We start from the raw sequence: 12,161 nt of genomic DNA, 5'->3' as shown, positions 1-12,161 counted from the left end.
TTTTAGATCGCCTCTAGATGACTCAACGCTCATCAAAACGAGGCATCTAGTCACATGAACGCTGAAGCCAACTCAATTCAAACCGAAATCGATCCGTTGCTTAAGGTGGCGGAAGCCGCAGAGCTGCTTGCAATCAGCGTGCCGAGCTTCTGGCGCCGTATAGCGGATGGGTCGGTCCCCAAGCCAATCAAACTTGGTGGATCTTCTCGGTGGCCTCGTTCCGAAATCCTTGCTGTCATCGCTGAAGCCAAAGCCAACCGGTAACAAACCGGACAACAACGCTTGCGAGCGGCTATACGTCTTCCTCCGCTTTTCTAATATCAACTGACCAGTTTCCTCACGGTGGACGCACGTGAGCACACGGTCAGCCAACCTTGTATGGAGCCTCCATGGCTGGACAAATGATTTTCGCCCAACTTTCAATCCAAGATATGCGCCGAACAATACAGGATTTGACGCTTGAAGAGCGCGGACTGCTATTCTCGTTTCTTGTCGAGAATTGTGAGGCGCAGGATTCATTGGAGCGTGACGAGGAAAGGCTTGCGTATCGTGTCGGCCTTGGCAAATCTAAAAAGTCGCTGGCGCGTCTGCTATCGTCGCTCATCAAGACTGGAAAAGTGAAAGCGACCGATGACGGAATAATGGTCGCTCTCGCGGAAAACGCGATCAATCATTTCCAAGCGAAATCCGAAAATGGCAAGTTCGCAAACTCCTGCCGAAACGACAGAGCAAAACTGAAAGCAATCTTGGAGCAAGCAAAGGATGTGCATTGTGATCTGTCTAATCAGGCTACGAGCGCGCTCAGCGTGGCGGATTTGCTGAGTCACGCTGAAAAAAATGAACTCACCTTGGAATTTGATCGTCTGATCGCAGCGGTCAGAAATCTCGTACAGAGCAAGGGCGCGTATACACTCGCTGATGCACTTGATAGCGACGCGGCAAAACGCTCGGTGGAACGGTGGTGTGCGCTCGAACTCAGCTCTGAGCAAATCGTTTCAAACGTAAACGACGTGATAGCCAGAAAAGGCGATGGAGCGATAATGTCTTGGCAGTATTTTGACCGAGTGTTCCTGAACTTGGCTGAACGAAAAGCTACTGTGCACGGAATTGCCGGTCGATAGTCAATACAGGCTTAGGCAACGACGAGTGCAACTGACCTATTCCTTTCTGCCAACAGGCCCCTAGGCAACTCGTCCAATTTGATGCCGCCTACCTTTATGGAGGTTTTAAAAGTCCATGGGGTCTTAGGCCGATGCTTAGAATTGCTTACATTTGGAGGTGTTTTTGAGTTTGAACCTAATGCTTCGCGAGGTGTTGCTGTCACTCCAGGAAGAGTTCGCTACGAATGAGACACCGAGCTGTCAAATTTGCCCCTTTCGAACAGTTACTGGGCGCGGCAGAGAAAAAACGTGCTCCGAATGTACTGGTGACCAGTGTCAGGATCTTCAGCACATTGGCTTGGACAATGAGGGGCAACCGCTTCCAACACATCTGCGAGTTCGCTGTGGCGCGAAGACACGCCAGGGTTCAAACTGTCAGCTTCCGGTTGTTCCAGGAAAACGGCGATGTCGCTACCACGGAGGCTTGTCTACCGGTCCGAAGTCCATCGAAGGTCGAGCGCGGATCGCTGAAGCGCAGCGTAAAAGATGGGAGAAACAGAAAACCGAATCTTGACCAACTGTAAAAACTTAAGGTGCAGTGGTCGCAATGTGATCTGACAGTTGGCCGTTTTTTCGACAATTTCCGTCAACGGTAGCTAAGTTTTCGCAAGATATCCCACACCAGAGTTTCCACACTGTCTCAGCTCGAACCAGGTATTCACAACCAAACTTTGCAATTACCGCTATGCGGGACAATCCTGCCGTTAGCTCTTCTTCAGTTGCAGAGTCGATCAGGTCGCACCGACCATCCTAGCCGCTGTGCTTTCTCCCGCCCTGTACGTCATCTGAATAGAACCAGTCGTCGGGATATGGATACCACCAGTCCGCCTCCTTCGCCTTCGGATCAATCACGACCATCTTGGGCCGTCTGAAAGCCTCGAGGCCTTGAAGGCCTAGCGTGCGCCCAAGCCCAGAATTCTTGACGCCGCCAAAAGGCAAGGCATCGTTGTCCACGAGCGGGTTGTTGACCCAGACCATCCCCACCTGTAGCTTGTTCACCCCTTGAAATGCCTCGTCCAAGTCGCCGGTAAACAGGCATCCGCCAAGACCGAATTGTGACGCGTTTGCCAGTTCAAGCGCTTGGTCAAAGTCACTCACCCGAATGACCGAGGCGACTGGCCCAAAGACCTCTTCCTGAGCTAGCGCCATGTCCGTCGTAACGCCGGTCAGGATCGTTGGTTCGAAAAACCAACCCGGCCCGGCGTGATCCGGGGTACCGCCTCCTACCTCAACCACCGCGCCTTTCTCAGTTGCATCACGCACCAACCGCTCGACCTTGTCGCGTGCCTCCTTGGAGGCCAAAGGTCCGATTTCCGCCACCCCCATTCCGTCGCCGATGCGCAGTTTCCGGGTTCGGGTCACGAATTCATCGACAAAATCGTCGTACACGTCATCCACTACAAAAATCCGTTCAGACGATGTGCAAACCTGGCCCGACTGCAAAAACGCAGCGGTAACCGCCCCGGCAGCAGCGACCGCGATGTCGGCGTGTTTACTGACGATCAGTGGATCGCTTCCCCCAGCCTCGATCACTGCGGGTTTTAGGTTCTCTGCTGCGGCCACTGCGACTGCACGACCTGTCGGCACGGACCCTGTAAAAGCGACCACATGGGTTTTGGGGCTGGCAATCAGCTGTTTGCCCACGTCTGCACCACCCGGCAGGCAAGCAATCAGGTCTTGGGGTAAGGCCCGAAAAAACTCCATGAACGCCATCGTGCACAAAGTTCCTGCGGGTGAGGCTTTCAACACTACACCGTTACCTGCCGCAAGTGATGCTGCCATCGACCAGCAGCCAAGAATGAGGGGAAAATTGTACGGAACCACATGCACGGACACGCCGTAGGGCTCGTATGTCTGATACTGAAATGATCCAGTTTGCATAGTGCCGGCGATCTTGCCCGCGTCATTGCGCGCCATCTCGGCATAATAGCGGAAAACCGGCGGGATGTTCGCAATCTCGCCAATCGATTCAGGGTAAGGTTTGCCCGTTTCCAATGTCATCAAGCGGGCGATCTCAGTCATGTCGCCGCTTTCGATGTCGTTGGCGATCTGGTGCAATAACCGCGCGCGAGATTTGCAGTCCATCGCAGACCACCTCCTTTGCGCCGCATTGACCCGGTCCAGGACCTGGTTCACGATCTGCGGCGACGGCTCACCAAAAACCCCGACGGGCTGCAAGGTAGACGGGTTGACCAGAGTGGTCCCACCACCCTCCAATGGCACATGCTTGGGGTTGAGGTAGTAGGTAGATTTGAACGGGTCACGCATTGGGCAGCCCCCTTGTCTGACAGGCATTGCGCCGTTAGCGGATCATGTACACTTTCTTGACCGTCTCGTGGACAGTGCAAACGCCTTTCCAGTCCTGCGGAAAAAAGGCCGCCGTATCGGGCGTAATCTCAATTACCTCGCCGCTTTCATGGACATAGGTACAGCGGCCTTCCAGAAAGTGGCAGAACTCGTCCTTGGTGACGTGACATTCCCACTTACCGGGAGTGCAGACCCAAAGGCCGCATTCGGACTGGCCGTCAGGCCCCTTGTGGATCAGCTTTCCCGAGGTGCGGGATTGCCCTTCAATCATCGTCGGGATTACCCCCCAATCGACAAGATCAGTCTGCTGGAGCGGGTTTTGCATACGTGCCGTAGTCATGTTTCAGGTTCGCGATCCGTTAGGTAGTAGGTGTTGCGCAATGTTTCCTCGACCGTGCATTCCCCTACCCAACCGGCGAAGAATAGAACGGCCGTTCCGGGCGTAACTTCGATGCTTTCGCCTGCATCCGACCGATAGACCGCGCGGCCCTGCACAAAATAGCAGAACTCGTCACGCGGTATCGTTAGGCGCCAGCGGCCTGGAGTACAGACCCACGCGCCGATCTCCGGCCGGTTGTCAGGACCCTTGTGAACCAGCATACCCGATGAATGCGACTGGCCTTCAATCATGTCCGGCTGTAGCCCCCAGTCCGTGAGGTCGGTGCGGGTCGAGATTTCCGAAAGATGCGGGGCGCTGCTCATTCCGCGGCTTTCAGGATTTCGTCGAGAATGCCAGCTGCCTTGGTCGGGCCATGCCGTGACTGCATATGAGCAGAGGTTGCCGCCATCTTCGCCTGCATTCCTGGATCGTTGATACATTTGTCAAGGGCAATAGCCAATTCATCATCGGTCCAGTCGTATCGGTGAAACCCGAACCCGTGGCCGGTTTCCTGAACACGGGTGGCGTTATCGTGGCCGTCCCAGACATAGGGCATAATGATTGCTGCTTTGCCGAAATATAGGCACTCTGTGAACGAGTTGTTACCGCCATGATGTATCACCGCGTCAACCTGCGGAATTACCGAAGGCTGGGGATACCAGCTCTGTATGTGCACGTTGTCGGGAATGTCTGTGTATTCGTCAATGTAATCCCCGACATTTACGAGCGCCCGGTAGGGCAACCTGGAAATGGTCGAAATGATCCTCTTTAGCAGGTCGGTGTCGCCTGCGCCAAGCGACCCGAAAGATACATAGAGAAGTGGTTTGTCATTGTTGGACTTAAACGTTGGCACCTCAAAGGGTTCTTCTTCGCGCACGCAACCTTCAAGATACTGAAACCGGTTTGGGTCCAGTGGGTTCTGCCGTTCGTACTTTGCCGGCTCAGGATAAAGCAGAAGGTTCATTGTGGGCGACGCTTCGAAAAACTCTCCAATCGGATAGGCCTCTTCGTTGCATCTGGCCAGGAACGCATTGTAGTCGTCGTGGATCGGCTTGATCACCTCGTGGAACTTAGCCTCATAGGCCGCCATGCCCTCGCGGTCATCCACCCGGCAGCCTGATAAGTGCGGCGGCACAATCGGGTCAGGGATTTCGTTTTCGGAACATGAGATGATCCGCACCCACGGTACCCCGAACTGCTTAATGGCTGGGAACATAATGACATTATCCACGCAGATCATATCTGGTTTGATTTTTGCCAGTACCTCGGGCAGATCTTTTTGCGCCCATTTTGCGCTGTCGACGATCGCCTCCCAGCAATCCTTGACGTAGTTATCGATCTGGTCAATCGGGCTTTTGCGAAAATTTGGGATGTGACCGTTGATGAAATCTTCCCAGAACTTTGCCATCGCCTCGGGTTCCATAGGCTCGGACAGGGCTACTGGATGTGCTTCGAACCCATAACCTTCGTATACCTCGACAAAGCCTGGATCGCTTAGAAATACTGCCTTGTGGCCCAATTTTTCGCAGGCCTGCGCGATACCAACCGAATTCAGCGCAGGGCCAAAGGCAGCTTCGGGGAAGAAGGCGATGGTTTTCTGTGACATTGTAGTTCTCCGGTTAGATTTGGCTTAGCAGTTGGGAAGGATGCGGGAATGTTTTGCATCCCATACACAGTGGACATCTTGACCCGGCTGAATATTTTCACGGTCGGCTTGGCTGGCGGGAACACGGGCGGAAAGGGTGCTCCTCCCGCCGCGAACGCGCACATTCACACCCAGGTCTGACCCGTGATAGGCGACTTCTTCGACAGTGCCGGGAAGGCAGTTGCGCCCATCTTGAGGGGCGGTCTGCATCAGGCTGACCCGTTCCGGGCGCACAGCAATCGTGGCAGCACCGCGTAGCTCGGAAACGCCCCTCAGCACCCCCGCCCCGTCGACATCGACACCGCCGTCGACGGCGTTACCATCCAGAAAGTTCATCACGCCGATAAAATCTGCGACAAAGCGCGATCCGGGGTGTTCGTAGAGCTCGTGAGGAGTACCGACCTGCGCCAGCTTGCCATCATGCAAGACCGCGATCCGGTCGGCCATGACTAGAGCTTCTTCCTGGTCATGAGTCACAATCAGAAATGTAATTCCCACCTCGTGCTGCAACCGTTTGAGTTCCAACTGCATCTCTTCTCGCAGCTTCTTGTCCAGAGCCGAAAGGGGCTCATCTAACAGCAGGACCTTTGGCCTTTTGACCAGCGCGCGCGCCAAAGCGACCCGCTGTCGCTGCCCACCGGAAAGCTGATCCGGCTTGCGTCCAGCAAAGCCTGAAAGCTTCGCGCTTTCCAGAACCTCGGCCACCCGCATGGCGATTTCTTCCTTGGGCAATCTCTCCATCTCTAACCCATAGGCGATGTTTTTTTCGACGCTCATGTGCGGAAACAAGGCATATGACTGGAACATCAGGTTCAGGGGCCGCCTGCTGGGGCGTATGTTTGTCACGTCCTGCCCGGCAACTATTACCTGTCCTTCCTGTGGTGTTTCGAACCCCGCCAGCGTCCGCAACAATGTGGTCTTGCCGCAACCCGATGGGCCCAGAAGTGCAAAGAACTCGTTATCGCGAATATTCAGTGAAACGTTGTCGATCGCAGTCACCAAACCGTATCGCTTGGTTATATTCCTGAGTTGAATCCCTTGGCTCATCGGCTGAAAACCTCTTTATCGGCACGCTGCGCGAAGAAGACCAGCGTGAACGAAACGAACATGACGATGGTAGCCATCGCGTTGATTTCCGGCGTAACGCCAAATCGGATCATTGCGTAAATCTGCATCGGCAACGTGGTCGAGGATTGCCCAGCACCTGCGGTGAAGAAGGCAATAATGAATTCGTCCACAGACAGGGTAAAAGACAACAGCGCCCCGGCGATAACCCCCGGCGCGATGGCGGGCAACAGAATGCGGCGAAAGGTGGTGAATTCGCTGGCCCCAAGGTCGGCACTGGCCTCAAGTATCGAATGGTCGAAATTGCGCATCCGCGTTCGCACCACGGCGACAACAAAGGCTATGTTAAATACGACATGGCTGAGGATGATCGAATGAAGCCCCAGCGTCATGTTGAGTAGGGTGAAAAAGGACAAGAGCGCGATGGCCAGAACTATGTCGGGGATGATCATCGGTGCGAACAGAACCGCGTCTAGAACTGAAGAATTACGCCGTGTCTCGACACCGACCGCCAAAAGCGTGCCGATTATTGTCGCCAGAACGGTCGAGATTGAGGCCACGATTAGCGTGTTGCGCGCTGCCGACAGTATTGGATCCGCGGTAAACAACTTGCCGTACCATTCCAACGAAAACCCGGTCCATACAGTTGGAAGTCCGGCCCGGTTAAAGCTTAGCGCCATGAGCACAAGGATCGGCACATAGAGAAAGGTGTAAAACAAAACCAGGTGCAGCTTTAGGCCCATGTTAGATCGGCCCCGCATCAGTCCTGCCCTCTCTGTCCCGCTGCGCGATTGGCCAATACCGCCTGTGCGAACAAAAGCCCCATCATAATCGCAATCAGGAACATCGACAGCGTTGCTCCGAACGGCCAGTCGCGGGCGCTCAGGAACTGGTCATAGATCAGGTTTCCAACCATCTGAAGTCGCCCGCCACCAAGCAAATCGGGCGTTATGAAATTGCCGATCGACAGCACAAAAACAAAGACACCACCAGCCGCGATGCCGGGAACGGTCTGTGGCAGTATCACCCGGTAGAAAGTGGCCCAAGCGGGCGCTCCAAGATCTTCCGAGGCTTCTATGGTTTCGACATTTATGCGGTTCAGCGATGAATAGATCGCCAAAACCACAAAGGGGGTGTAGTTGTACACAAGCCCCACGATCACTGCGAAATTGTTATAAAGCAGAGACAGCGGTTCATCGATCAAGCCTGCCCCCTTGAGAGTATTATTGATTAAGCCCTCGCGGTTCAGCATTACGATCCAGGCGTAAGTGCGGATTAAGTAGTTGGACCAGAACGGCAGGATCACCAAGATCAGCAAACCGGTCTGCCAACGGCGCGGCGCCAGCGTGATGGCATAGGCCGCCGGATAGGCGATAAGGATCGCGATTATGGTGGCCAGAAATGCAATCTTGGCCGAGCGTAAGAAGATCCCGAGGTAAAGAGGATCGGCGGCTCGCACAAAATTTTCAATCGTAAAGACGTGGTCGATGCCGCCATAGATACCGCGTTCAAAGAACGCATAGGTAAAAATAAGACCACACGGCACCACCATAAGAAGCGCAAGCCAGCCAAGGCCCGGCCCCAGCAAGATCACCGATTTAAGTCGATTGGTCATATACTTGGCAATCTGTGGAGTGATGTCGTATCGGCCCGACCCTTTGTTCGGGTCGGGTTTTGCTCAGGATTTGATCACTTACTGTGCGGCCATGATTTCGGTCACGGTCCGTGCAAAGGGTTTCTGGCCATTGCCGAGATCGCGCAACTGCTCGTACTTGGTAAGGTCTGCAGGCGACATCCCCATGTTCGGGAAGGTTTCGATCAAGGACGGGTCCAGCGCCTCCATCGCAGCCTTGTTTGGCGTTTTGTAAAGGATATTGCTGGCAACCCAGACACCGACGTCCGCGCCCAAGACATAGTTCACAAAGGCATGCGCGGCGTCTTTGTTTTCAGATGCATCCGTGATGACTAGCGCATCTACCCACAGATCCGATCCTTCTGATGGTATCGTGTACTTGATGTCCGCGTTTTCACCGATGCCGTAGTTACACCAGCCATCCCAGGCGTGAACCATCGTTGCTTCGCCCGATACCAACTTCAGATAAAAAGTTGCGTCGTCGTAGGCCAGTAGATCCTGCTTCGCCGCAACCAGCAGGTCCTTTGCAGCCGCCAACGTCTCATCCGACGTATCGTTCAGCGACTTTCCGAGAGCTAGCGCAGCGGCCCCCATCAGCCAGCGATCCGTCGAGAGCATTGTCACTTTGCCTTTAAGGTCGTCAGAGGGTTTGAGCAGATCGTTCCACGAAGTTGGCTCTGCCATCAGGTCTGACCGGTAGCATAAGCCCGTCGTGCCCCAAGCGTATGGCATTGAATAGTTGTTGCCCGGATCATGGGCTAGTTCTTTAGCATCGTCATACAGGTTGGAGGCATTCGGAACCTTGTCGTGGTCGATTGCGGCCACCAGCCCCAGGTTGTTTAACGCCTCGGCAAAAGGCGACGAGACGAAAAGAACGTCGTAGCCCTTGCCTCCACCGGCTACGACCTTGCCCATGATTTCTTCGTTGGTGCCATGCACCGAGAGCTCGGCCTCGATACCGGTTTCCTTTGTGAAATTCTCCAGCAGGTCCGGCGGCATGTAGCCGTCCCAGTTCGAGATCACGATTTTTTCTGCTTGGGCCGCTCCGGCGAATACGCTGAGTGCGCAGGCCGCCCCGGCGGTGAGCCAAGCAAATGGCAAACGGAACGAATTGGTGAACTTGTTGATCATGTCTTCCTCCCTTGACATCCGCGCTCGCTTCTGGGGCGAGATATTTGATGCAATCACGGTATTTTTTGATGAAATAAAACTCAACAATTATTTGAATCATTTTTGTATGGCCCAGCGAAGCCATTTAAGATACCGTTTTTATTGTATATTAATTAGGCACGACGAAAGCCGTCTTCTTATGCCACCAAGCAAACACTTGAAACTTGCTCAAAAAATACTGGATGTTGCGATGGATCTCGATTTGCATCAGGGCGACAGACTGGTGGAGAAAACCCTTGCTGATTCGTGCAGCGTCTCTCGCACTCCGGTTAGATCCGCATTGAGGCTGCTGGAAAAGGAGGGGATGGCACGCAAGGCGGCAGAAGGCGGGTTTGTCCTAGAATGCGAACCCGAAAAGGGGCATTCGATACTCAACCAACATGCGGTCGGAGCAGGTGTGGATCTCGCTGGTGCCATCCTACGAGATCGCGGCGCCCGACGCCTGGGCGGTGCCATCAATGTCACAGACCTGATCCGCAGATATTCGGTTTCCCGCAGCGCTGCACAGCGTGGGCTCGAAGCCCTCCTGGCCCAGGGTGTGATTCAGAAAGCCGAAGGTCAATCCTGGGTTTTCACGCGCATGCCGGGAGACCGCTCCGGACGAATAGAGAGCTACGAATTTCGTCTGATACTGGAACCTCAGGCCATTCTGTCCGACGGTTTCAAGTTGGACACCAAGCGCGCCGATCTGGTCCGCAGCCAGACCGAAGCGCTTCTGGCGCAGTCGGAAAACTCTTTCAATAGCCAGGATTTCCAAGACGCGGATCTTGCCTTTCACCAGCTCATCGCTCGATCGTCCGGAAACCAGTATCTAGCTTCTGCTCTCATGGCCCATCATGGGTTGCGCCACCTGCCAGGCGGATCATTCGGTATGATCGACTTTCGGATGCGGCAGGCGCTCGATGAACATCTGCGTATACTTGATTTCATCGAACAGGGTCATTTCGATCTTGCGGCGGATCAGATGAGGGTGCATTTGCGGCTTTCAATGCACCAAAGGCCCAGCGTAGCCAATCGTGGTGCTCCGGCGCTAGTCCAAACAACCCGCGGGTCAATCCGGTGAGTGAATGATGAGCCGCAAGGAAGCACCCATAATCGCGTTTTTCCCCGAAGCTAGTTTTGGGGCAGCACTGAATTGTGTGGGGATCGCTCAGGAACTTCGCGCAATGGGTGCACACCCCGTTTTCCTAACCCACGGTGGCTTTGGTGGCGTATTCGCAGATTACGGTTTTGACGAGCTCGCCGTCCCTGTTCAGTCAGAGTTGACAGAAGAGGAAACCCAGACCTACTGGCAGGAATTCCTGAGCCATCATCTGCCGCATTTTAACATGCATCCAACTGACCAACTGACCACCTATGTGGAGCCCGTTTGGAACGCAATCGTCGAGACAGCGGAATCGGTCGAACAGGGGTTGGAATCGGCGCTAGAGCGGGTCAACCCGGATGTCGTCGTCCTCGACAACGTCATCATGTTCCCTGCCATCGTACGATCCGAGCGCCCATGGGTCAGGGTCATTTCCTGCGCGGAAACCGAGTTGCCAGACAAGTGCCTACCGCCGTACCTGTCCGGTCTGCCGGCATCTGACGCTGCCGGGTGTGCGGCATTCCGAGACCAGTACCTGGAGACCCTTGGCCCAATTCATGCTCGCTACAACAATTTTCGCCAGGATAAGGGGCTTGAGCTATTGCCTGAAGGTGAGTTCCTAGAAATATCACCGCATCAAAACCTTCTTTTGGCGCCTTCTATCGTTCGCCATGATCGTGATCAGATGCTGGACCCTGGACGATTCACCTTTCTCGAAGGCTGCGTACGCAAGGAAGGTCCCTGCCGTGTACCTCAAATGCCCCGTAACGACGGGCCTCTGGTGTACGTGAGTTTTGGCAGTCTGGGTGCCATGGATATCACATTCTTTGAAAGCCTCTTCGACGTATTCAAGACAATGGACATGAGGTTTCTGGTCAATGTCGGGGCCCAGATCGATGCCTATTCCAGAGTGCCAGACAATGTTCACCTGCAGGAATGGTTCCCGCAGCCTTCCGTGGTTGAACAATGCGATCTGTTTATTCACCACGGCGGTAACAACAGCTTTTGCGAAGCACTGTATTTCGGGGCTCCGTCGCTTATCCTCCCCTATTGCTGGGACGGACATGACAACGCCCAGCGGGCAGTTGATACCAGTGTCGGCCTCAGGCTAAACCGATGGGACTGGACACCGGATCAGTTGGAGAATGCGATTAACCAACTACTGGGGAACACAGAGATGAAGGCCCGGCTGACCGCGAACTCAGAGATCATGCAGTTCAGAAAGTCGGTTCAGTTAGCTGCTCAGAAAATCTTGGATTGTGTGGAACATAACTGAAACTGGTTTAGTCCCGTTGGTCATCCGTTTCGTCAAGAAGGATGGAAGGGTACATCGCAACGACCTCTAAATCACTGAACCTAAAGTGTCGGTTTGGGCTCGGAGCGGTTGTTCGTTGCGCAGCGCATCAATGACCGAGTTGCGGACGGAGCAACCATTGTCTGAAGTTCAGTAGCTTGCTGTGCCGGTAAAGAAGCCACAACCGCACAATAGTCCACAAAGAGGTCCAACTAACGCCAAATCTATGTGGTGACTGCACAATGCAGAGGTCAACTCTGCATTCTCCCTATTGGACTGGCCGGCGCGTTTGCGCCGGTCTTTTTCCTTTTCAGTCACGTGCCCCTATCGTGGTGAGAACGGCGGTGAGAAAGTCGACCACGGTAGCGGCGGGATGAGCCTGCTGCTGCGGCGTAAAAGTCGTCCATCTTTGCCCTTTCTTTTG

At 54.4% G+C, this 12,161-nt stretch carries 13 protein-coding genes; 5 read left to right on the top strand and 8 right to left on the bottom strand.

All coding sequences use genetic code 11. The annotated features are described in order from the left end of the window. The first annotated feature begins 54 nt into the window (after window positions 1-54). The 3 genes from ACR0J2_RS19145 to ACR0J2_RS19135 all read left to right on the top strand — a co-directional run bounded on the left by ACR0J2_RS19145 (window position 55) and on the right by ACR0J2_RS19135 (window position 1,674). Window positions 55-264 (top strand): helix-turn-helix transcriptional regulator, encoded by a 210-nt coding sequence (locus tag ACR0J2_RS19145; protein WP_170546573.1) that lies wholly within the window; start codon window positions 55-57, stop codon window positions 262-264. 125 nt (window positions 265-389) lie between these two features. Beyond that, entirely contained in the window at window positions 390-1,121 is a 732-nt protein-coding gene (locus ACR0J2_RS19140) for a hypothetical protein (protein ID WP_480813487.1), read from the top strand. Window positions 1,122-1,299: 178 nt separating this feature from the next. Further along, window positions 1,300-1,674 (top strand): HGGxSTG domain-containing protein, encoded by a 375-nt coding sequence (locus ACR0J2_RS19135; RefSeq protein WP_480813500.1) that lies wholly within the window; start codon window positions 1,300-1,302, stop codon window positions 1,672-1,674. Window positions 1,675-1,910: 236 nt separating this feature from the next. Here ACR0J2_RS19135 and ACR0J2_RS19130 read toward each other — a convergent pair whose 3' ends face one another. The 8 genes from ACR0J2_RS19130 to ACR0J2_RS19095 form a co-directional block, all read right to left on the bottom strand. Continuing rightward, window positions 1,911-3,428: an aldehyde dehydrogenase family protein gene (locus ACR0J2_RS19130; protein WP_170808333.1), complete on the bottom strand. Its 1,518-nt coding sequence runs from the start codon at window positions 3,426-3,428 to the stop codon at window positions 1,911-1,913. A 34-nt stretch (window positions 3,429-3,462) separates the two neighbouring features. Beyond that, window positions 3,463-3,807: a cupin domain-containing protein gene (locus ACR0J2_RS19125; RefSeq protein WP_480813486.1), complete on the bottom strand. Its 345-nt coding sequence runs from the start codon at window positions 3,805-3,807 to the stop codon at window positions 3,463-3,465. Next, the gene (locus tag ACR0J2_RS19120) at window positions 3,804-4,169 is read right to left on the bottom strand and encodes a cupin domain-containing protein (RefSeq protein ID WP_170808334.1); all 366 of its coding nucleotides are present in this window, start codon (window positions 4,167-4,169) and stop codon (window positions 3,804-3,806) included. The genes ACR0J2_RS19125 and ACR0J2_RS19120 overlap by 4 nt, the downstream gene beginning before the upstream one ends. Then, window positions 4,166-5,452, bottom strand: a complete 1,287-nt coding sequence (locus tag ACR0J2_RS19115) for a nucleotide disphospho-sugar-binding domain-containing protein (RefSeq protein WP_480813485.1) — start codon at window positions 5,450-5,452, stop codon at window positions 4,166-4,168. Before ACR0J2_RS19115 ends, ACR0J2_RS19120 begins: the two co-directional genes overlap by 4 nt. Before the next feature lie 24 nt (window positions 5,453-5,476). Continuing rightward, entirely contained in the window at window positions 5,477-6,490 is a 1,014-nt protein-coding gene (locus tag ACR0J2_RS19110) for an ABC transporter ATP-binding protein (protein WP_480813484.1), read from the bottom strand. 44 nt (window positions 6,491-6,534) lie between these two features. Further along, window positions 6,535-7,317, bottom strand: coding sequence for an ABC transporter permease (locus ACR0J2_RS19105; protein ID WP_170808337.1), 783 nt, complete (start codon window positions 7,315-7,317; stop codon window positions 6,535-6,537). Continuing rightward, window positions 7,317-8,171 carry an ABC transporter permease gene (locus ACR0J2_RS19100; RefSeq protein ID WP_480813483.1) on the bottom strand — a complete coding sequence of 285 codons (855 nt, stop codon included), beginning with the start codon at window positions 8,169-8,171 and terminating at the stop codon, window positions 7,317-7,319. The genes ACR0J2_RS19105 and ACR0J2_RS19100 overlap by 1 nt, the downstream gene beginning before the upstream one ends. Window positions 8,172-8,249: 78 nt before the next feature. After that, complete coding sequence (locus tag ACR0J2_RS19095; protein ID WP_170808339.1) at window positions 8,250-9,320, bottom strand: polyamine ABC transporter substrate-binding protein; 1,071 nt, start codon at window positions 9,318-9,320, stop codon at window positions 8,250-8,252. Here ACR0J2_RS19095 and ACR0J2_RS19090 point away from each other — a divergent pair. Further along, on the top strand, window positions 9,304-10,422 hold the full coding sequence (locus tag ACR0J2_RS19090; RefSeq protein ID WP_480813482.1) for a GntR family transcriptional regulator: 1,119 nt from the start codon (window positions 9,304-9,306) through the stop codon (window positions 10,420-10,422). The two genes, ACR0J2_RS19095 and ACR0J2_RS19090, sit on opposite strands and share 17 nt — an antisense overlap. Window positions 10,423-10,429: 7 nt before the next feature. Continuing rightward, window positions 10,430-11,719 carry a glycosyltransferase gene (locus ACR0J2_RS19085; protein WP_170808343.1) on the top strand — a complete coding sequence of 430 codons (1,290 nt, stop codon included), beginning with the start codon at window positions 10,430-10,432 and terminating at the stop codon, window positions 11,717-11,719. Window positions 11,720-12,161 lie beyond the last annotated feature (442 nt).

The organism is Ruegeria sp. CG4, assembly GCF_056537185.1.
Note: the sequence above shows the minus strand (reverse complement) of the source record. Positions and strands in the feature narration are given on the sequence as shown.